Source organism: Streptomyces sp. SolWspMP-5a-2, assembly GCF_900091845.1.
Taxonomy (GTDB): Bacteria; Actinomycetota; Actinomycetes; order Streptomycetales; family Streptomycetaceae; genus Streptomyces; species Streptomyces doudnae.
Window position 1 is genome coordinate 16,801 of the sequence record NZ_FMCI01000204.1, and the last position, 17,662, is coordinate 34,462.

At 71.2% G+C, this 17,662-nt stretch carries 15 protein-coding genes, 2 pseudogenes and 1 CRISPR repeat array; of the genes and pseudogenes, 7 read left to right on the plus strand and 10 right to left on the minus strand.

The window, feature by feature from the left end; genetic code table 11:
- Positions 1-116 precede the first annotated feature (116 nt).
- From GA0115242_RS20720 to GA0115242_RS20730, 3 genes are all read left to right on the plus strand, one after another.
- The gene (locus GA0115242_RS20720; RefSeq protein WP_093830632.1) at positions 117-1,025 is read left to right on the plus strand and encodes an aminoglycoside phosphotransferase family protein; all 909 of its coding nucleotides are present in this window, start codon (positions 117-119) and stop codon (positions 1,023-1,025) included.
- 182 nt (positions 1,026-1,207) lie between these two features.
- A complete protein-coding gene (locus GA0115242_RS41765) occupies positions 1,208-2,440 on the plus strand; it encodes a hypothetical protein (protein WP_237549184.1) in 1,233 nt (410 codons plus the stop codon).
- On the plus strand, positions 2,437-2,880 hold the full coding sequence (locus tag GA0115242_RS20730) for an SMI1/KNR4 family protein (protein WP_256089488.1): 444 nt from the start codon (positions 2,437-2,439) through the stop codon (positions 2,878-2,880). Before GA0115242_RS41765 ends, GA0115242_RS20730 begins: the two co-directional genes overlap by 4 nt.
- Before the next feature lie 125 nt (positions 2,881-3,005).
- Here GA0115242_RS20730 and GA0115242_RS20735 read toward each other — a convergent pair whose 3' ends face one another.
- Positions 3,006-3,731 (minus strand): DsbA family protein, encoded by a 726-nt coding sequence (locus GA0115242_RS20735; RefSeq protein WP_256089481.1) that lies wholly within the window; start codon positions 3,729-3,731, stop codon positions 3,006-3,008.
- A 105-nt stretch (positions 3,732-3,836) separates the two neighbouring features.
- On the opposite strand from GA0115242_RS20735, the pseudogene GA0115242_RS41770 reads away from it, so the two are divergent.
- Positions 3,837-4,100, plus strand: a pseudogene (locus tag GA0115242_RS41770) (alpha/beta hydrolase); the annotation flags it as partial.
- Positions 4,101-4,344: 244 nt separating this feature from the next.
- On the opposite strand, the gene GA0115242_RS20745 reads toward GA0115242_RS41770, so the two are convergent.
- Positions 4,345-5,211 carry an alpha/beta fold hydrolase gene (locus GA0115242_RS20745; protein ID WP_093830638.1) on the minus strand — a complete coding sequence of 289 codons (867 nt, stop codon included), beginning with the start codon at positions 5,209-5,211 and terminating at the stop codon, positions 4,345-4,347.
- A 103-nt stretch (positions 5,212-5,314) separates the two neighbouring features.
- On the opposite strand from GA0115242_RS20745, the pseudogene GA0115242_RS20750 reads away from it, so the two are divergent.
- Positions 5,315-5,710: pseudogene (locus GA0115242_RS20750) on the plus strand (winged helix-turn-helix transcriptional regulator); the annotation flags it as partial.
- Between the two features lie 275 nt (positions 5,711-5,985).
- Here the strand turns inward: GA0115242_RS20750 and GA0115242_RS20755 are convergent.
- A complete protein-coding gene (locus tag GA0115242_RS20755) occupies positions 5,986-6,915 on the minus strand; it encodes an endo-beta-N-acetylglucosaminidase H (protein ID WP_093830642.1) in 930 nt (309 codons plus the stop codon).
- 353 nt (positions 6,916-7,268) lie between these two features.
- The gene (locus GA0115242_RS20760; RefSeq protein ID WP_093830644.1) at positions 7,269-7,766 is read right to left on the minus strand and encodes a GNAT family N-acetyltransferase; all 498 of its coding nucleotides are present in this window, start codon (positions 7,764-7,766) and stop codon (positions 7,269-7,271) included.
- 527 nt (positions 7,767-8,293) lie between these two features.
- Between GA0115242_RS20760 and GA0115242_RS40355 the strand changes: the two genes are divergently transcribed.
- Complete coding sequence (locus GA0115242_RS40355) at positions 8,294-8,530, plus strand: hypothetical protein (protein ID WP_141721688.1); 237 nt, start codon at positions 8,294-8,296, stop codon at positions 8,528-8,530.
- 56 nt (positions 8,531-8,586) lie between these two features.
- On the opposite strand, the gene GA0115242_RS20765 is transcribed toward GA0115242_RS40355, so the two are convergent.
- Complete coding sequence (locus tag GA0115242_RS20765) at positions 8,587-8,769, minus strand: transposase family protein (RefSeq protein ID WP_093830731.1); 183 nt, start codon at positions 8,767-8,769, stop codon at positions 8,587-8,589.
- A 186-nt stretch (positions 8,770-8,955) separates the two neighbouring features.
- Here GA0115242_RS20765 and GA0115242_RS20770 point away from each other — a divergent pair, with 186 nt between their 5' ends.
- Positions 8,956-9,660: a GPR1/FUN34/YaaH family transporter gene (locus GA0115242_RS20770; RefSeq protein ID WP_093830646.1), complete on the plus strand. Its 705-nt coding sequence runs from the start codon at positions 8,956-8,958 to the stop codon at positions 9,658-9,660.
- Between the two features lie 117 nt (positions 9,661-9,777).
- A CRISPR array of direct repeats spans positions 9,778-10,172; the repeat unit is 29 nt; unit sequence CTGCTCCCCGCACCCGCGGGGATGGCCCC.
- Positions 10,173-10,302: 130 nt separating this feature from the next.
- Here the strand turns inward: GA0115242_RS20770 and adh are convergent.
- From adh to xylB, 5 genes are all read right to left on the minus strand, one after another.
- Positions 10,303-11,826 (minus strand): aldehyde dehydrogenase, encoded by a 1,524-nt coding sequence (adh, locus tag GA0115242_RS20775; RefSeq protein ID WP_093830648.1) that lies wholly within the window; start codon positions 11,824-11,826, stop codon positions 10,303-10,305.
- Between the two features lie 402 nt (positions 11,827-12,228).
- Positions 12,229-13,542, minus strand: coding sequence for a GAF domain-containing protein (locus GA0115242_RS20780; RefSeq protein WP_093830650.1), 1,314 nt, complete (start codon positions 13,540-13,542; stop codon positions 12,229-12,231).
- Positions 13,543-13,614: 72 nt separating this feature from the next.
- Positions 13,615-14,214: an N-acetylmuramoyl-L-alanine amidase gene (locus tag GA0115242_RS20785; protein ID WP_093830652.1), complete on the minus strand. Its 600-nt coding sequence runs from the start codon at positions 14,212-14,214 to the stop codon at positions 13,615-13,617.
- 630 nt (positions 14,215-14,844) lie between these two features.
- On the minus strand, positions 14,845-16,053 hold the full coding sequence (locus GA0115242_RS20790) for an ROK family transcriptional regulator (RefSeq protein WP_093830654.1): 1,209 nt from the start codon (positions 16,051-16,053) through the stop codon (positions 14,845-14,847).
- A gap of 10 nt (positions 16,054-16,063) precedes the next feature.
- Entirely contained in the window at positions 16,064-17,509 is a 1,446-nt protein-coding gene (gene xylB, locus GA0115242_RS20795) for a xylulokinase (protein WP_093830656.1), read from the minus strand.
- Between the last annotated feature and the right edge of the window lie 153 nt (positions 17,510-17,662).

The window sequence follows — 17,662 nt, forward strand, 5'->3', positions numbered from 1 at the left end:
CGGCGCCATGAAGGGCCCGGCACCCGACCCCGCCGCCCGCGCGCCCGGGGGACCGTGCCGGAACGCCCCGGGAGCGGGAGCCCGCCGCGTCCGCCGCCTCGGTACCGTGACGTCGCATGACCGACACCGGCACCGACACTGAGATCGAGATCACCCCGGGCCTGGTCCGCGAGCTGCTCCGCGAGCAGCACCCGGACCTCGCAGGACTGGCGGTCCGGGACGTGCCGGGAGGCTGGGGCAACCAGATGTGGCGCCTCGGGGACGAGCTGGCCGTGCGCATGCAGCGCATGGACCCCACCCCGGAACACCAGCTCAAGGAACGGCGCTGGCTCCCCGTGCTGGCCCCGCGCCTGCCGCTCCCGGTGCCGACCCCGGTGCGGTCCGGCGAACCGTCCGCGCGCTTCCCCAGGCACTGGACCGTGATGACGTGGGTCCCCGGCGAGCCCCTCGACCTCTGCGCGATCAGCCGCGGCGCCCACGCGGCCGACACCCTGGCGGGCTTCCTCCGGGCACTCCACGAGGAGGCGCCCGCGACAGCGCCCGGCTCCACGGACCGCGGCCGCCATCCGAAGGACTGCACGGAGGGCTTCGAGACCTTCCTCCGGGCCGTCGCCCCCGACGGCATCACCGCCGAGGTACGGGACGTCTGGGACGACGCCGCCGCGGCCCCCGCGTGGGACGGGCCGAGGGTGTGGGTGCACGGCGACCTCCACCCCGCGAACGTCGTGGTCGCGGACGGGACGCTCTCCGGCGTCGTCGACTTCGGCGACCTGTTCGCCGGGGATCCCGCGTGGGACCTCGCCGCCGCGTGGGTGCTGCTGCCCGAGGGCACGGCCACGCGGTTCTTCGACACGTACGCGCACGCGGACGAGGCCACGATCCGGCGCGCCCGCGGGCTGGCCGCGATGAAGAGCCTGTTCCTGATGCTCATGGGACAGAACGGCGACCGCGGCCTCCCCGGCGGCAAGCCGCACTGGGGACCCGCGGGCCGTGCGGCGCTCGACCGCGTGCTGAAAGACCTTTGAACCGTGTGCTGAAAGGCCGTCGAACCGCGTCCGGAGGGCCGTTGAACCGCGTCCTGAAAGGCCCTCTGTACGAGGTCCCTTGAAGGTCCGACCGCGAACTGCCCCGCAGGGGCCTACCCTTGGCCACGCCGTGCGTCGCTGTGATCTTCGCGTCGGCGTGATCAGCGAGGGGGAGTCAGCCGATGCCGGACGAGGTTTCCGCGTTCACGTTCCGGACCTGGCTGCGCGCCGGGAACGCCGAGGAGTGGGAGCCGGGCCACCGACTCCTGCTGTACGTGGACGACGGCGGCAACGCGGCCCCGCAGGCGGTCTCCTGGGGCACGGTGGACGGCGCCCAGTCCTCCCTCGCCCTGTCGCGCGATCTGGCGAGTTGCTCCGGCCACCACGTCACCGCCGCCGGGGACGTGAGGGAGATACGGGGCGAACTCCAGGACCGCGCGAGCGATCCCCTCGACGTCGAGCGGGCCGGCGGGCACGAGTTCGACACGGAGACCGAGGGCACCGCCGGGTGGCGTCCGGCCGACCGGCTGCGACTGCTGATCGACGACGGGACCGAACTGCCCCTGCGCCGGGCGGCCTGGCGTGACCGGGCGGGCAACGCCGCCTCGGTGGCCCTGCGTTCACCGAGCCCCTCCGGCAACGCGGACGTCACCGACATGGTGACCACCGTGTGGGCCAGTGCCGAGCACCGGGCCGCGGACGAGGTGGCCGCCAACCTCGTCGACGGAACGCACAGCACATGGTTCGCGCCGCGGAACGAGGCATCTCTGGAATTCCGGTTCCCGCGACCTGTCGTCATCGACCAGTACGTCCTCACGTCGTCCGGCGACGCACCCGACCGCGATCCCAGGTCCTGGGTGGTGCACGGCTCGACGGACGGGAGACTGTGGCGCGTGCTGGACTCCCGCGGGGGCGAGTCGTTCGACGACCGGCACGAGTCCCGGCCCTATCGGATTTACGTCGAACCCCGCGCCTACGACCGCTACCGCTTCGACATCCACGCGAGCAACGGCGATCCGCACCTGCGACTCCAAGCCGTCCGCTTCCTCGCCCAGAGCAGCGGTTTCACCGGCTACCGTCACCCCGCGGGCCACGATCCCGTCGCGTACCGGGGCGGCGGGTCGCGAAGGAACCACCGGCCGTGCGGATGGGCCCCCTTCCGGAGGGCCTGCCCACGGTCACGGAGTCGTACAGCGCGCGGGACTTGGCGCGGCAGCGGCGTGCCGAGCCGATGTCCGCTTCCGGCGCCGGGCCGAGGAAGGAGAGCGAGGGTGACGAGACCGCGCCACGCCCCGAGCCGGGGCCGTCGACCGTCACCGAGTGGCGCGCGTTCCTCAGTGACTGCGGCTCGGCGTTCCCGGACGAGGACCGTCTCCGCGAGGCCGGGTCGGACGGCAGAGCGAAGCACCCGCTGAGCCAGACGCAGCGGGAGACTCGTCGGCCCGGCCGCGAACCGGCGAGCGAGCAGGCGGTGCTGGCCGCGGAAGCGCGGCTCGGCGTCAGGCTGCCACCGGCGTACCGTAACTTCCTGCTGACCAGCAACGGCTGGACCACCATCGGCCGTCTCGATCTGCTCGGGGCCGAGGAGATCGGCTGGTTCCCCGACCTGGACCCCGGACTCCTGGAAGCCTGGGAGTCCGCGGGGTTCCCGGACGTCACCGGGACCCTCGAACGGTCCCTGCTGATCACGAACGACGACGGCGGCAGCGGCGGCCACTGGCTGCTGGACTCCGGCCGCGTCGCAGAGGACGGCGAGTGGATCGCGTACGAGTGGTGGCCGGGCGAGGGCGGAGATCTCGAAGAGCACGACAACTTCGGGGACTTGGTGGCGCGTGCGGTGGAGGCGTCCTCTTGAGATCGCGCCCGGCGAGCTGAGTTGACGTGGCGGACACGATTCCTGGTTCGCGCCCACCCGGGGGGACAGCGACGCGAGCCGACCGCGCCCCGCGTACGTCCCGACCGCCACCAGCGCGCCAGGGCCTAGGAGTTGACCTGGCTCAGCAGGCGGCCGAACGACGTCCTGCCGAAGATCAGGTCGCGCTGGGCGCCCTGGATCCACGTGCCGTTGACGGCGACCGCGGGAGTGCCGGGGCCGAGCGGGTCGTCGCCGCCCGCCCGTTCGTACCGCTGCTGCGACGCCGTGACGAAGTCCGCGTACTTCATCGTCGACACGGCGGAATCGAAGGTCGCGCTCCGCAGCCCCGGTACCTGAATGGCGAGGTTCAGCAGGTCCTCGGTGGAGAAGCCACCGGCGTGTTCGTTCTCCCGCATGTGCGCGAACACCACGGCGCGGTATTCGGTGAACTTGCCCGCCTCCAGCGCCGCACGGAGCGCGTTGACCGCACGCTTGGATCCGTCGCCGCCCACCCGGTCGTCCCGGAAGGACGCGAGGACGTACTCGGTCCTGGTCTCACGGCGCAGTGTCATGCCGTGCAGGGCGGGTGCGCCGGTCGCCTCGAACTCCTCGACGATCGGGCAGCGCGGGTCCTCGTACAGCCGGACCGTGGTTGGCGCCGCCGGGTCGCCCACCACGATGGTGGTGCCGTCCGCGGCCAGTCTCTCCGGCAGTTGACCGACCTCCTTGTAGGCCGCGGGCAGAGGCGTGCCGTCGCTCGCGTAGTGCGGCCTCTGCCCACACCCCGTCATCACCAGCGCGGCCAGCGCGGCAGCGGTTGCCCCGGCCAGCGGTCTTCTTACGTTCCCCACCTGTGGAACCCCCCTTTTTTCGATGATCGGATCCTAGACTTCCCATGTCACCGATCGCGCAGGGGTTTTCGACCGCAGCGGCGCCAACTGCCCACGCCCCGACCGGCCGCGGTCTTCGGCCAGCACTGGCCCGATGCCCTGGTCGAGAAGGCACGGCAGATCACGATCCGGGTCGAGTTCGCCACGCAGTGGGACGACGAGCACATTCCGCGGGAGGCGGCTCTCGCGCTGTTCGCCGCCTTCGCCTCGAAGGAGAAGACGCTGCACGCCAATTCGGGCAGGCACAAGGATCTGCCGAGGTTCGAGCCCGACAGCGCGGTCCGCTTCTTCGCCCGCCACTTCGGTCGAACGGTGACCTCGTCGTCCTGACGGCCCGGCGACTGGACCGAACGTCGGCCCCGGCGGCCTCTCATCCTGGGCTCTCGGGCCGAACGTCGGCCCCAGCGGCCTGACATGAGCGTTCGCGGCGGACTGACCTGAGCGGTCGCGGCGGCGGTGCGTCGACCGGCGTCGGACGGCTGGTCGACGGGGGCGGTAGCGGGGACGGCGGCGCGGGGGCGGTAGCGGGGAGAGCGTGGCGGGGGCGGCCACCGTCCCCGCCACGCTCTCCACGTCAGCCCTGCTCCGCCCTCCCCTCCTCCGCGTCCTCACCGGCCAGGAACGGACGCAGCAGGGCGAGCAGGGCCTGCGGCCGGTGCAAGGGGATGATGTGGCCGCAGTCCTCGATGACGTGCCCGGTGAGATCGTCGGCCACCGGGCGGAGTTGACGCTCCAGCGTGCCCCCGATGGGATGTGCGCCCAGCGCCATCGTCGGCACCGTCAGACGAGCGGTGGCGACCGCCCGCGTGAGTTGTGCGGCGCTCTCGGGCAGGGCCCGGTAGGAGGAGAACGCGCGGCCCAGCGCTTGGCGCCCGGTGTAGGCGCGGACGAACGCGTCCCGCAGGGCGGGGCGCACACCGTCGCCGAGCGTGCCGGAGTTCAGGAACCAGTCGATGTATTCGGCTTCGTGGCCTTCCAACACGGTCTCGGCGAGGCCCGGTTGGGCGGAATGGAAGCCGAACCACCAGGGCGGCCCGTCGGCGAGGAAGTCCTCGGCCCCCGGCAGCCCGCCCAGGACCGCCTCCATGACGACCAGGCGCCGGACGAGATCAGGGCGGCGCAGGGCGAGGAGGAAGGCGGGCGCGGTGCCGACGTCGATGCCCACCACCGAGGCCGAGGACACGCCGAGCGCGGCGAGGAGCGAAGCGGCGTCCTCGGCCAGGGTGCCCGCGTCGTACCCGGAGTCGGCCCGGCCGCTCGCGCCGAACCCGCGCAGGTCAGGGGCGATGACGCGGTGACGGTCGCACAGATCGGCCATGACGTCCGTCCACACCTCCCAGGTGTGCGGGAAGCCGTGCAGCAGCAGGACGGCCGGGCCCGATCCGGCGAGGGCGACGTTCAGTTCGACACCGTTGACGGTGACGCGGCGCAGCTCGGGCATGGCAGGACTCCAGAGGGTCGGTGAGAAAGAGTGACCAGGTCACGTTAGGGAACTACTGTGGTCTGCCCAAGACGGCACTTTCCCCTCAGGTGGTGAGCCCCAGGTGACCACGTCGAGCCCCGGCGCAGATGACCGGCGCCCAGGAGAGCGCGGCGACCTGCTCGACCCGCGCTGCCCGACCCGCCAGTTGCTCTCCCGCATCGGTACCAAGTGGACGTCGATGACGGTCAAGGTGCTGGCCGGGGAGGCCCCGGACGAGCTGCGTTTCGCGGAGCTGCGGCGCCGGGTCCCGGGCATCTCGCAGAAGATGCTCTCCGTCACGCTGCACAGCCTGGTCCGCGACGGTCTGGTCGAGCGCCGCGTGGAGCCGACCGTCCCGCCCGCCGTGCACTACCGGCTCACCGAGCTGGGCCTCTCCCTCGAAGTCCCGCTCTCCGCCCTGCGGATCTGGGCCGAGAAGCACATGCCGGAGATCGACCGCCACAACCGGCTGGCAGACGCGGCCTCGCCTACCGACGAGAGTCCTGACACTGACCAAGACGCTGGCATCGACGAGACTGCTGGTCGACGCCTCGAAGCTGCGGGCTGAGGCCGCACGTTCCGGGGGACATGACGGAGTCCGGCGTCATCCGCAACCGCTGGGTGCCGCGTACAAGACGACCGCGCTTCCGACAACGTTGTCGGAAGCGCGGTCGACCCGGCCCTACGAGACGCGGCAGGTGCCGAGGGGGTACCGGACGCCGGGAAGCATGCCCGGACTACGGCGTGCGGGGACTACGGCGTGTAGGTGGCGTCGCTGCCGTACAACTCCCTGGTGAACGCGGAGACATCGGCGCTGCGATTCGCGGCGTCGAGGTTGTACGTCAGAAAGACGCCGTACCCCTCGCTGACCGTGCGTCGGGCCAGGCTGGTCACCGTGCTCTGCGAGGTCCTGCCGATCTCGACGGCCGCCGGCGACAACTTCGCCTTGGGCAGGGCGATTCCGGGGACCTGCCAGCTGCCGTAGTACGGGTTCCAGGCGTAGTCGAACTTGGACGAGACGTCGACGCCACCGTAGGAGAGGCGCGATGCGGCGGGCCCGATGTTGTAGAGGCTGATGATCTTGTTCGGCATGTTGGAGCGCAGTGCCGAGACCAGGTACACGAACGAGCTGGCGTTGGGCTGGCCGGTGCCGTTGTTGCCGTACTCGGCGTACTCGTCGTCGAAGTCGATGCCGTCCAGACCGTACTTGGTGACGGTGTCGGAGAGTTGCTTCGCGAACGTCGAAGCCGCCTGCTGGGACGGAAAGTTGGCGAACCCCGCACCCTGGTGGTTGCCGAGCACCGAGAGGACGACCTTGATGCCCTTCTGCTGCAACGGCCGTATCTGAGTCGCGGCGTTGTCGAGGACGCGTTGCACGTTCTCGTTGAAGTACAGCGTCGCTGCCTTCGTGCTCGTGTCGTAGTTGATGTTCGCCGCGAAGATCACGGCGACGTCGAAGACGTTTCCACCTCCGTTGGCGAGGGTGTACTTGCCGACGTTCAGCATGCTGTTGTTGTTCACCTCGACGTACGCCACCGAGGTGGGACCCTGTTTCGCGACGGTGGCAGCGGGAGCGGGCGCCGCTGCCGCGCCGGTCGTTCCGGCCGCACCCAACGTGAGGGCCGTGCAGGCCGAGAGCGCGAGCACGGCCGTGCGTATTCTGCTCCGCACCGGAGTGAGCATCGTTGATCGGTCTCCCATCGCATGGAGCGGCGTCCGACCGGTTCGCGGGCGCCGAGAAAGCCCCCCCGGATCCTTCAGTTCCCACGGCTGACTCTCCAGAATCATCCGGAGACTTCTCACGACTCCCGTGCGCACCCGTCACACCGTGACGACGGCCCCGGAGGGTAGCCACCAGAACGCCGCGCTGCCGTGTCGCCCCGGGTCGGAGACTGCCCGACCAGTCGACGGACGCCAAGTCCTCAGCTGCGCGCAGCATTTCGGGCGAGGGCGAGGGCGAGGGCGTTGGTGACGGCGACGGACAGAATGCGATGCGACGGGCGTTGACCTGGACGCGGCGTAACCGGATGCGGAGATCAGACAGAGGCCAGCTTCTTCACCATGACGCGATCCTCGCCGATGCCACCGGGCAGAGGAGCGCCGGTCTCGCCTCGGTACGTGAAGCCGTGCCGCGCATAGAGGGAGATTGCCTTGTGGTTGTCCGGCATGACAGACAACCGCAGCGTCGTGGCGCCGCGTTCCACCGCCCACCGCTCGACCGCTCGGATCAGGCAATCGCCCACGCCCTTGCCGCGGGCCGTGGGGTCGACCCACATCGAGATCAGCTCAAGGGTCTGCGCCGCCTCGCCCGGGACTCCACTGGCCATGCCCACCGGAAGGTCGTCGAGGAACGCGACGAGATCGCACGCGCCGTGAATCAAAAGACGGGCCCGCCAACGGTCCTCCCGATCGCCGGAGCCCCGCCACTGCGCCAGCGTCGAGCCGAACGCGGAGGGCGCCTCGGCGAGCGCGGCCAGCCGCAACTCCCGCCAGAGGAGCCAGTCGTCAGCCGCAAGGACCCGCACTTCGAGCATGATCCAGACCTTGCACGCGCGGCGGTGAGGGCGGCAACTCGATTACAGCCGGGCAGGCCGCGCTGCCCACCTGACTGACTACTGCCTGCCTGCCGAAAGGGGCGGCCACTCCGAACGCTCACTGCGCCACGCAGACCGAATGTCGCGCTCGGACAGCGGACGGCAAGGGCGCCTGACGGGAGATTCCCCGGTTCAGGCGCCCTTCCCCTGAAGCTCTAGAAGAAGCCCAGCTTCTTCGGCGAGTACGAGACGAGCAGGTTCTTCGTCTGCTGGTGGTACAGGCCGCGTAAGTCGCTGACCAGCACGAACGGCAGCCAGATGGAAGGTTGGACGGAGGCTGGCCCGCGTATGGTCCAGATCTTGGTCGCCGGTGTCGTCACGAGATCCCATCCCTGCTTTCGTGCCTCTGCTCGTGCTGGAGCAATTCCCGGGCAGTTCGGCTGGCCTGTCTCCGGCCACGGTCATGCGGCTGACCCAGCGGTGGTGGGCTGACCACGCCGCGGTCATGTACTGCAGGGGCCAGCTATGTGTCTGGATGGGCCGACGGCATCCACCTCAATGTCCGCCCGGAGAAAGCCATAGCCTGCTTACTCGTCCTCGTCGATGTATGGGCCGTCGGCGGCGAGGAACTGGTCGCGCTCGAGGACGGCTATCGCAAGTCGGGCCAGTCCTGCGCGGGCCCGCTGCGCGACTGCGCCCGGCTGAGGATGCGTACTGGTCCTGGCTCGGTGACGGGGCTTTTGTTTCTTGAAGGCCTTGGCTGAGCTTTTCCCGTCACCCGGCATCAAGGGTGCTGGGGTTCACAAGACGGCCAAGGTGTTCAACGCTCTGCCCAAGTCTGGCTAAGCCCAGCGCTCACAAGGCGCAACATGGCGTCTAAGGCTTCGCTTGTGTAGCGGTATGCCGTCGCAGTGCCGATCCCGAGCCCGCCGGCGGGCTGGGCGTAGGTGTCACCGCACCGCAGATGAGTCAGGGCGAGGAAGGCCTGATGGTCGGCGGTCAGTCGCCGTCACCGGGTCCCGATCTCCCCTCGCCGAGCAACAAGTCGTCCGGTCAGGTACCGCAGGATGACGCCTACTCGGTCCTGAGTGCGGCCGGCTCCGCCGGTTTCGGCGGCGATGGGCCCGCGGCGGCGCCGCCGCGAGTACCGCGTCCGTCAGCCCGGCCCCCGACCTCGTAGGCTTGCCCGATGCCACAGCAATCCGGCCCGGACGTCCCCGCAGAACCGCTGAAGACCGAGAACGTGACGCGCATCGTGCTGCGCCCGATCGCCAGCCCGCTCCCTCTGGGCTTCTTCGCCCTGGGCATGGGCAGTACGCTCCTTTCCTCCCTCCAACTCGGCTGGGTGCCGACCGGGCAGAGCAGCGTTCTGCTTCTGCTCGTCCTCATCTTCGTCGTGCCGCTCCAGTTCGTCGGCGGGACCTTCGCCTTCCTGGCCCGCGACGCCGGATCCGGCACGGCGCTGCTGCTGCTCGGTGCCGCCTGGGCGGGAACCAGCGTCACGTCCTTGAGATCCCCGCCCGATGAACCGTTGGTCATCCAGGCGGTGTTCCTTCTGGCGCTCGTGCCCTTCGTGCTTGCGCTCGCCGGGGCGGCCGCTCAGTCCAAGCCCCTGTTCGCTGTCCTGCTCAGCCTCACCGCGGTGCGTTTCGCCCTCACGGGCCTCTACGAGGCAGGTCTCGGGAACGCGTTCCAGATCGCCGCGGGCTGGACCGGTCTCGGCATCGGAGCCTTCGCGCTCTACGGCGGTCTCGCTCTTCTGGTCGAGGACGGCAAGCAGCGCACCGTGCTGCCGCTCTTCCGCCGCGGGAAGGCCCGCGAGTCGATCGAGGGTGATCTGCGCGCACAGCTCACTGAGGCGCAGCAGGAGGCCGGGGTCCGTCACCAGCTGTGACGGCGCGCTGCCCGTCGGAGGGAGCCGTCCGGGAAGCGATGTGTGTCCCTTTTGTCGGAATCTCTGCAAGTGGCAGAAACAAGGCCGCTGCACCGGTAAACCCGCTGGTCACGGAGTCTGCTCCCCGCACCCGCGGGGATGGCCCTCGAGGGGCGCGTACAGGCTGATCCCGCCGTCCCTGCTCCCCGCACCCGCGGGGATGGCCCCTCGCCGCATCCGCGGGGGGCCAGCGCGAAGTGCTGCTCCCCGCACCCGCGGGGATGGCCCCTGTTGGCGCCGGTGCCAGGTGAAGCCGACTTGCTGCTCCCCGCACCCGCGGGGATGGCCCCGTCCTCGCCGCGGTCTCTTGAGGGCGGCCGTACTGCTCCCCGCACCCGCGGGGATGGCCCCCGCCGTCCAGACCGAGACCGACGACCAGGGCGCTGCTCCCCGAACCCGCGGGGATGGCCCCGGCGTGAGCAAGCCGCAGGCCGCGGGCACCGCCTGCTCCCCGCACCGCGGGGATGGTCCCCGCCTGGTACATGGCGGTAGGTCGCAGTGGGACATATCGGGATTTAATTTGTACCTCACCCTGCGGCTCGGATGCACGCCGGGAAGGGCGCCTGGCAGGTGAAATACCTGTTCAGGCGCCCTTCTTGGCGTCTAGAAGAAGCCCAGCTTCTTAGGCGAGTACGACACCAGAAGATTCTTCGTCTGCTGGTAGTGCTCCAGCATCATCTTGTGGTTCTCCCGCCCGATCCCCGACTGCTTGTACCCTCCGAACGCCGCGTGCGCCGGGTACGCGTGGTAGCAGTTCGTCCAGACGCGACCCGCCTGGATCGAACGGCCCGCCCGGTACGCCGTGTTCATGTCCCGGGTCCACACCCCCGCGCCGAGACCGTACAGCGTGTCGTTGGCGAGCTTGATCGCGTCGTCGAAGTCGTCGAAGGACGTCACCGAGACGACCGGCCCGAAGATCTCCTCCTGGAAGATCCGCATCCGGTTGTCGCCCTCGAAGATGGTCGGCTGGACGTAGTACCCGCCCTTCAGCTCACCCTCGTGCTCGATCCGTTCGCCGCCCGTGAGGACCTTGGCGCCCTCCTGCTTGCCGATGTCCAGGTAGGAGAGGATCTTCTCCAACTGGTCGTTGGACGCCTGCGCGCCGATCATCGTGTCCGTGTCCAGCGGATGCCCCGGCTTGATCAACTCGGTGCGGGCGACGGCCGCCTCCATGAACTCGGCGTAGGCGCCACGCTGCACCAGCGCCCGCGACGGGCACGTGCACACCTCACCCTGGTTGAGCGCGAACATCGTGAAGCCTTCGAGGGCCTTGTCGCGGAAGTCGTCGTCCTGCGCCCACACGTCGTCGAAGAAGATGTTCGGCGACTTACCGCCCAGTTCCAACGTCACCGGCTTGATGTTCTCCGAGGCGTACTGCATGATCAGCCGCCCCGTCGTAGTCTCGCCGGTGAACGCCACCTTCGCCACCCGCGCGCTGGACGCCAGCGGCTTGCCCGCCTCCGCCCCGAACCCGTTGACTATGTTGACCACACCCGGCGGCAGCAGGTCCGCGATCAGGCTCATCCAGTAGTGGATCGACGCCGGTGTCTGCTCGGCGGGCTTGATGACGACCGAGTTGCCCGCTGCGAGGGCCGGAGCGAGTTTCCAGGTCGCCATCAGGATCGGGAAGTTCCACGGGATGATCTGCGCGACGACGCCCAGCGGCTCGTGGAAGTGGTAGGCGACCGTGTCGTCGTCCACCTCGCCGAGCGACCCCTCCTGCGCGCGAATCGCCCCGGCGAAGTACCGGAAGTGGTCGATCGCGAGGGGGATGTCGGCGGCCAGGGTCTCGCGCACCGGCTTGCCGTTCTCCCAGCTCTCCGCGACGGCGAGCTTCTCGAGGTTGGCCTCCATCCGGTCCGCGATCTTCAGCAGGATGCCGGACCGCTCCGTCACCGACGTACGGCCCCAGCCCGGCGCCGCAGCGTGTGCCGCGTCGAGCGCCCGCTCCACGTCCTCGGCCGTGCCGCGCGCGACCTCGGTGAACGGCTGCCCGTTCACCGGCGACGGGTTCTCGAAGTACTGCCCCCGCGCCGGAGGCACGTACTCGCCCCCGATGAAGTGGTCGTAGCGCGCCTGGTAGGAGACGATCGAGTCCTCGGTGCCGGGCGCCGCGTAACGAGTCATGCCGGTCTGCCTCCTTCAGATGCGCTGCCCGTCGTTGGGTAGCGTTCGCCGCGACGCTAGCCATCCGAACGTTGCAACTACGTTGCCACCGGTCCGCACGACTTGCTGGTCCGCCGGGCGGCACGGCTGCTGCTCCGCAGTTCGACTGGTCCGTACGGCCCGCTTGTCCGCCAATCCGCACAGCCGCTCGTCCGCCGGACGGACACCCCCCAAGACCGTCAGTCCGTCGGTCGGCTGTTCCCGCAAAACCGCAAGACCGCAAGTGCGCCGGTCGGCCAGTCCGCAAGGACCGTAAGTCCGTCAGTTGGTTAGCCCGCAAGCCCGCTGGTCCGCCGATGCGCCCGTCCGTTAGGTCGCAAGACCGCAAGGCCGCCAGTCCTCTGGGCCGCCATCACCCCGCGGCTACGGCCCGCACCCTTCCCAGCCCCTCGGTGCCGACAGTTCCGACTCCAGGGCCGTCAGCCGGGCGCGGACCGCCGCTGTCGGGCGGGCCGCCGCCAGCGCGCGCCACACGCCGATGTCGTCCTCGCCCCACGGCGCGTGTGCCCAGGCGGCGAGCAGGTCCGGGTCGCCGCCGGTGATCAGTGCCGTCCGCAGACCGTCGGCCAGGCGCTGTCTGAGCCGTACCACCGCCGGGGCCTGCGAGGTCGGGAGCAGCGGGCCCGGGTACGCCGCCGCTGCCGACGTCACCGCGCCGCTCTCCAACCTCCGCTCCACGACGGCCACATCGCACTCGACCGGTGTCGTCAACCGGTAAGGGCGCGATTCCAGCAGCCCCGGGCCCAGCACTCGGCGCAACCGGGCCAGCTCGGCCCGCAGCGTCACGGGCGTCACCGACTCGTCCTCGTACAGCGCGCACAGCAGCTCGTCGCCGGTCAGGCCCTCCGGGTGCCGCGCGAGCAGGACGAGGATCTCGCTGTGGCGACGGCTCAGCCTGATCTTGCGTCCGTGGGCGAGCAGCAGTGCCTCGTCACGGCCGAGCACCGACAGCTCCGGTGCCCCCGTGGCGGACTGCACGGGCGGTGCGAGCAGTGCCAGGTGCGACTCGGCGGCCCGCGCCACGGCCTGCACGAATCCCAGACTGTGCGGGTGTGCCAGTCCGTTCCCCCCGGTGATGTCTATGGCGCCGAGCACCCGCCCGGTCCGTGGGTCGTGGACCGGGGCCGCGGCGCAGGTCCACGGCTGGACCTGGCGTATGAAGTGCTCGGCGGCGAAGACCTGCACCGGGCGGTTCAGGGCGATGGCCGTTCCGGGCGCGTTGGTGCCCATGGCCGTCTCCGCCCACCGGGCCCCGGGCACGAAGTTCATCCGCTGGGCCCGCCGTCTGGTCGTGGGGTGCCCCTCGACCCACAGGAGCCTGCCGTTCGCGTCACACACCGCGAGCAGGTGCTCGCCGTCGGACGCGAACGTGCCGAGCAGCTCGCGGACGACCGGCATCACCCTGGCGAGGGGGTGCTCTGCGCGGTAGGCGCCCAGTTCACCGTCGACGAGGTCCACGTCCGCCGTGCCGTCGGGCCCGACGCCCGCCCGCGCGGAGCGTCGCCAGGACTCGGCCACCACGGAGCGCACCGGGCGGGGCACGGTCCCGACCGCGGTGAACGTCTCGTGCGCCCGCCGCAGCACCCGCGCGTGTTCGGCGGGGTCGGCCCCCGGTTCCAGGGCGACCCACGGATCGGTCAATTCGGCCTCCCCGGAGAACGATGCGGCTGGGGACATCGTCACTCCGGGTACCGGCGCGGACAACCTTTTCGACCGGGGTCACCCGAACGAATTCCGTGAAGGGCAATTTCAGGCGAAGTTGACGAGTCTGATGTAGCGCGTCCAGTCCCAGTTCGGGCCGGGGTCGGTGTGGTCGGTGCCGGGTACCTCGTAGTGCCCGATGATGTGAGCCCGGTCCTTCGGGATGCGGTAGGTGTCGCAGACGGCCGCCGTGAGTCTGGCCGACTGCTCGTACAGAGTGTTCGTGAAGTAGGCCGGCTGGTCCACCCACCCTTCGTGCTCGATGCCGATGCTGCGCGTGTTGTAGTCCCAGTTCCCCGCGTGCCAGGCGATGTTCGCCTCGCGCACGCACTGCGCCACGTGTCCGTCGGCCGAGCGGACCACGTAGTGGGCGGAGACCTTCTTCGCCGGGTTCTGGAAGATGGACAGGGTGTTCGGGTAGGTTTCCTGGGTGACGTGGATGACGACGTAGTCGAGCGGATACGTGGTCGGGCGGTTGGAGACGGTGTAGTTGCCGCTGTTCGCCGGCTGCCACTCGGCGAGGGGGTAGTCGACGGCCTGCGCGGTCGCTCCCGCCCGCGCGTCGGGGAGCAGCGCGTACGGCACGGCGGCGAGGGCGGTGCCCCGCAGGAATCGTCGCCGGTTGAGTCCTGGCCTCGGTCTGTCCATGGGATGCCGCCTTCCGGGTGGGGGAGCCGTTCGGTTCCGGGGCCGCCGGCGACGTGTCCGCCGCCGTCAGGCGTGCGCCGCGACGGGAGCCCGGCACCGCCGCCCGCGTGCCACGCCGCGTGTCCGCCGCCGCGGGGCGCTGTGCCGTACGTCCGCCGTCGCCGCGTGGGCACCGTGCCGGGCGTCCGTCGTGGCCGGGCGGGTGACCCCGCGGAGCCGGGAGTGCGTCGTGACCGCGCGGGAGATCCCGCGGTGAGCAGGGAGTCCGTCGTGGCCACGCTGGTGGCCCCGCGGTGAGTGTCGCCCGGCGGCGGGCACTCTTCGCGGATCTTCGCGAGAGGAGGGGAGAGGGTGTCGCGGTGAACGGTGCCGCAGGGGTCGACCGGCAGGTGTTCGTCCGCCGTGCCGTCGGCTCCCGTTCCGTCTCCGCAGTCATGGGTCCCCCTCAACGCACCCCGTGCCGAACTGTGCTGTCGGCCCGTCAGGAATGCCCCGCGTGATTCACGGTACGGCGCTCGGGGGTCCGGCAGAAGGGCGTGACGGGGTTCCGTGGACAGGGGCCCGATTGTGGACAACGCGCTCACTCGCGCGGGTGAATCGACTCCGCACACAGGGGAGACCGAGCGGGGCTCAGGCGCGTTCGCCCACCGTCGCCGGGTCGTCGAGGACCGCGCGCACCACCGAGTGCGCGGCGCCGAGCAGCGGACCTTCCGGGCCGAACCGGGAGACCGTCACCGGGCAGGCCGGGCCCGCCGTACGCCGGTCAAGCTCCTGCTCCAGCGCCGGGAGCAGCCAGGGCGCGAGACCCGAGAGCGCGCCGCCCAGGACCACGCCCTGCGGGTCCAGCAGGTTCACCGCGCCGGTCAGCGCGATGCCCAGCGCCGTGCCCGCGTCGCGCAGAGCCCGCCGTACGTCCTCGTCGCCTTCGGCGGCGCGGTCCGCGAGCAGGCCGACCCGGTCCTCGCCCGGCTCCAGACCGGCCGCCCGCAGCACCGCTTCCTCACCGGCGTACTGCTCCAGACATCCGCGTCCGCCGCACGGGCAGGCGGGCCCCTCCGGACGGACCGGGACATGGCCCAGTTCGCCCGCGAACCCCCTGGTCCCGCGCAGCAGCCCGCCGTCGACCACGACCGCCGCGCCGATGCCGATCTCCGCCGACACGTGCAGGAAGTCGGGTGGTGTCTCCTCGCCGAGCCACAGTTCGGCGAGGGCGCCGAAGTTGGCCTCGTTGTCGACCGTCAGCGGGAACCCGCTCGGCAGCAGCGCGCCGAGATCCGTGTCCCGCCAGTCGAGGTTGGGCGCGCGCACGACGGTCCGGGCGTCCCGGGCGACCAGCCCCGGCACCGCGACGGCGAGCCCGGCGGGCCACAGTCCCGCCCGCTCCGTCTCCCGCACGACACGGCGTACCAGCGCGGTGAGTTCGGCGAGCACGGGCGCGACCTGGCGTCCCCGGTTCGCGCCGTGCCGCACGCTTCGCGCGCGTACCTCGCCGCGCAGGTCCACCGCGCACACCGCGAGGTGGTCGACGCCGATCTCCGCGCCGATCCCGGCCGGGCCCTGACCGCTGACGGCGAGCGCGGATCCGGGGCGTCCGACCCGCCCCGGCCGCTCAGGGCCCAGCTCCTGGAGCAGTCCGGAGCGGATGAGTTCGTCGACGAGGCTCGACACGGCCGCTCGGGTCAGGCCGATCCGGGAGGCGACGGCGGCCCGGGACAGCGGCCCGCCCGCGCTCACGGCGTGCATCACCCGGGACAGGTTGCGGCGGCGCATGCCCTGCTGCGTGTCGGGCAGCGCCCGGCCCGGCCCGGCCGGGTGCGCCTCGTGCGGCGGTGCGGTCATGCCTGCGCCCTCAACGGCCGTCGTCGCCCCGCTCCAGCAGCGGGGCCGCGTCGGAGAGTACCCCGGAGATCCTGGCGAGCGCCGCGTCGTCCCGCTCGACCGGGTCCAGGACCGGGCCGGCCGCGGTGTTCCAGCGCCGGGCGACCGCGGCCGGGTCCTCGCCGGTCAGCAGCCCCGCCGCCTGCGCCGCCGCGCCCAGGGCGACCAGTTCCTTCGCCTCGGGGATCCGCACGGGACGGCCCGAGAGCCGCCGGACGGTCTGCTGCCAGGCGGAGCCGCGCGCGCCGCCGCCGATCAGCAGGAGCGGGACCGAGCGGTCGGCGTCCTCGTCCAGGACCAGGTCGAGCGCGCCCAGCAGCGCGTGGACGGCGCCGTCGTAGGCGGCCTGGAGGAGCTGGCCGCCCGTCGTGTCGTGGCGCAGCCCGTGCAGCAGTCCCGAGGCGTTGGGCAGGTTCGGGGTGCGTTCGCCGTCGAGGTAGGGCAGCAGCGTCACCCTGGAGGCGGGCTCCACGGCCTCGCGGTCCAGGTTCAGCAGGGCCGCGACACGGTCGACGGCGAGCGTGCAGTTCAGCGTGCACGCCAGGGGCAGCCAGTCGCCCTGCGCGTCGGCGAAGCCCGCCACCGTGCCGGTCGGGTCGGCGGGCCGCCGGGTGGAGACGGCGTACGCCGTGCCCGACGTGCCGAGGCTGAGCACCGGCACCCCGGGGCGCAGGCCGAGACCGAGCGCCGCCGCGGCGTTGTCGCCGGTGCCGGGCGCGACCAACGTGCCCTTGGAGAACGGCAGGTCGTGACTGTCGCGCACGGTGCCCGCGACCTCACCGGGCCGCACCACACGCGGCAGCAGCGCGGGATCGAGACCCACGTGCGCGAGGGTCTCCGCGTCGTACGACTCCTCGGCGGCCGCCCACCAGCCGGTGCCGGAGGCGTCACCGCGATCGGTGGTGCCCTGGCCGGTCAGCCGCTCGGTGAGGTAGTCGTGCGGCAGCCGTACCGCCTTGGTGGCGCGCACCGCGTCCGGCTCGTGCTCCGCGAGCCAGGCCCACTTCGTGACCGTGAACGACGCTCCGGGGACGCTGCCGGTGCGCTCCACCCAGCCCTTGGGGCCGCCGAGTTCGTCGATGAGACGGCGGGCCTGCGGTGCCGAGCGCACGTCGTTCCACAGAAGGGCGGGACGCACCGGCTCGCCGTGCCCGTCCAGCGTCACCAGGCCGTGCTGCTGACCGCCGATGGACACCGCGGCCGCTTCCCGTGCCGCGTCGCCGCACTGGCGCAGCGCCTCGCCGAGGGCGTCCCACCACTGACGCGGGTCGCTCTCGCGCCCCGCTCCGGTCGTGACGGTGTGCGGCGCCTGACCGCTCGCGACGACCTGCCCCGTGGCCACGTCGACGACGAGCGCCTTGGTGGACTGGGTGGATGTGTCCACACCGACGACGAGCGGACCCTCGGCTGCTGACATCGGGCTCTCCCTTTTCCGCGGCTCTGCGGCTCTAAGGCTCTGACCTGCTGTTTCGAGGGTGCTCCGGCCATGCGGGCCGGGACCTCACTCCTTCGGGGACATCTTGTCCCTTCCCAGAGGTGCATCGGCATACTAATTTGTAAACCGCCATGA